Annotated in this window: 1 protein-coding gene; it reads right to left on the bottom strand. The window is 75.2% G+C overall.

Features of this window, described 5'->3' with window-relative positions:
* Nucleotides 1–1774, bottom strand: a 1774-nt coding sequence (locus tag HTZ82_RS09765; RefSeq protein WP_175408924.1) for a PAS domain-containing protein, incomplete at its 3' end; no start/stop codon positions are given.
* Nucleotides 1775–2150 lie beyond the last annotated feature (376 nt).

Raw genomic sequence — 2150 nt, 5'->3', positions numbered from 1 at the left:
CCCGTCCCGCCGGGTCCACCACCGCCGGCGGCGGATGGCCCGCCCGGGAGATCAGGCAGCCGCCCGCGGCCGGGTCGTGGACGGCGTACACACACGTCGCCATCTCGTCCTCGCCGAGGTCCGCCACGGCCGCGTCCAGTTGCCGGATCAGCCGGTCCGGCGGGATGTCCTGGCGGGCGAGGGTGCGCACCGCCGTCCGCAGCTGCCCCATGACGGCGGCGGAGTGGATGCCGTGCCCCATGACGTCCCCGATGACCAGACCCGTCCTGCCGCAGGGCAGTGCGATGACGTCGAACCAGTCGCCGCCCACCTCGTGCTCGCTGGCCGGCAGATAGCGCCCGGTGAGTTCGAGGCCCGGCACATGAGGCAGGGGACGGTGCGTCAGGCTGCGCTGGAGGGTGAGGGCGGCCCGGCGCTGGGTCGTGTACATGCGCGCGTTGTCGATGTTCAGGGCCGCCCTGGCGACCAGTTCGTCGATGAGGACGTGGTCCTGCGCGTCGAACGGCTCGCGCCCGCGGGTGCGCGTGACGACGACGGCGCCGAGCACCGTGCCGCGCGCGACCAGCGGGACGAGCCGCGCCGAGCCGACGCGGGTGCTGAGATACGTCCGCAGATCCTCGGCGTCCGGGTCGTGGATCAGCTCAGGGACGTCGGTCAGGTACAGGTTCAGGGGCCGTCCCTCCGCGATGACGCGCTCGTACACCGAGCCGGGCGGTACCCGGTAGGTCAGCCCCACCGCCAGATGCTCGGCGGGAGCCGACGGGTCGGGGAACGCGGCGGCCACGCGGCGTACGACGCCGTCCGTGGACGCGGTGGCCTCGTCCGGTTCGAGCACCTTCTCCAGGAGCTGTACGTCGGCCGAGTCGGCCAGCCGCGGCACCAGCACCTCCACCACCTCCTCGGCGGTCCGGCGCAGGTCAAGGGTGGTGCCGATCCGGGTGCCCGCGTCGGCCAGCACGGCGAAGCGGTGCCGGGCCCGGTCGGCCTCGGCCCGCGCCCGCCGGCTCGCGGTGATGTCGATGAGCGACGCGATCACGCCGAGCCGCCGGCCGGCGTTGTCGAGCAGCGGCGCGTACGAGCAGGACCAGACGTGGTCGTGGTGCGGGTCCGCGGGGGTGCGGCCGGTGCGGCGGACGTCGACCCGCGCCTCACCGCTGTCCAGGACCTGCCGCATCACGGCCTCCAGCGCGACCGCGTTGACGCCCGGCACGACCTCGATGAGCCGCTTGCCTATGTGCTCGGCGGCCGGGACGCCGTTCATCCGGGCCAGCGCGTCGTTGACGCGGACGAAGCGCAGATCGGAGCCGAGCATGGCGAGCCCGATGGGCGACTGCGTGAAGAGCCCTTCGAGGGCCGCGAGCGAGTCCCGCATGGCGTGCACCGCGGACGTCTCGACGGCGACGATGAGGACGCCCGTCCTGCCGTGGGCGTCGGCGGAGGGGCAGATCCACATCTCCATCGGCACGTGGTGGCCGTCCCGGTGCCGCACCGGCAGGGTCCCGACGACCGTCTCGCCGGCCTCGACCTTCCGGGTCAGCCGGTCGGCCAGGGCCCGGTTGGACTCGGGGACGAGGATCGGCGTCGCGTACCGGCCCAGCAGCTCGTCCGGCGGATAGCCGAGGACGTCCTGGGCGGCGAGGGACCACTCGGCGATGCGGCCCCGCGCGTCGATCCGCCACAGCGCGACCGGCAGCAGCTCACGGAGCACCCCCGCGTACCCCACCGCCGACGGGGGCGGGTCCGGCGCGTCACTTGTCGACCCGTGTGCGTCCAACGCGGCGACCTAACCGCCTCGTCAGAGCGAGGCTGCTCGGTGGTGCAGCGGCCACCCCCTCAGCGTATCCGAGCACCGCCGAGCGGCTACTCGCACGCGCACCGCCCCGCGCACCCGCCGCCCCACACCGCCGTCCACGCGGGCACGCCGTGCGACCGGCCACCCGGCGCGGCAGAGCCGCGCGAGAGCGGCACGGCGACGGCGCGGCAGAGGATCCCGCGCGGGGGTCGCGGCCCGGGCTGCCGTCCCCGTCGGGTGGGGGTTCGGTGGTCCGGGGTGGCGTTCCCGTCCAGCGCGGGGTCAGCGGCCTGCGGGTGGCGTCCGCGTGGGGTGGGGGTGCAGCGGCCTGCGGGTGGCGTCCCCGTCCGGCGGGGGT

This window comes from Streptomyces sp. TRM64462, from assembly GCF_013362995.1.
GTDB lineage: Bacteria > Actinomycetota > Actinomycetes > Streptomycetales > Streptomycetaceae > Streptomyces.
This window is presented reverse-complemented; position numbering and strand designations above follow the sequence as displayed.